This is a genomic window from Flavobacterium aquidurense (assembly GCF_002217195.1).
In the GTDB taxonomy this organism is placed as follows: Bacteria; Bacteroidota; Bacteroidia; order Flavobacteriales; family Flavobacteriaceae; genus Flavobacterium; species Flavobacterium frigidimaris.
In genome coordinates this window covers 1-304 of sequence record NZ_MUGR01000002.1, presented here as the reverse complement: position 1 = coordinate 304, position 304 = coordinate 1, and the positions used below count along the sequence as shown (strand labels likewise).

Sequence of the window (304 nt, the reverse complement as noted above, 5' to 3'; positions counted from 1 at the left end):
CCTAAAACTTGAAACAAATAAACTAATTTAAAGTAACGAGCTTATCCACACTCCACGCTTCCGGTTTTGCATTGAACAATTTTTTTGTAAAACTCCAAACAGAATTAAAAAACTCAGAATTTCTATAATTCTCTAAATGTTCTTCTGTTTCCCAGTAGCTATAGGTGAAAAAGATGCATTTGTCATTTTTATCCTGATACAATTCTAAAAAACGATTTCCCTCAGCATTTCGTATTTTGTCTTTCACACTTTCGAAATTTTCCAGAAAATCCGGGATTTTTTCTTCGTGAAAACTCATTTTTAC

The 304-nt window shown here is 31.2% G+C and carries 1 protein-coding gene; it reads right to left on the bottom strand.

Going from position 1 to position 304, the window contains the following annotated elements; translation table 11 throughout:
* Positions 1-22: 22 nt before the first annotated feature.
* Positions 23-304, bottom strand: a 282-nt coding sequence (locus tag B0A67_RS01215) for a putative quinol monooxygenase (protein WP_242670901.1), incomplete at its 5' end; no start/stop codon positions are given.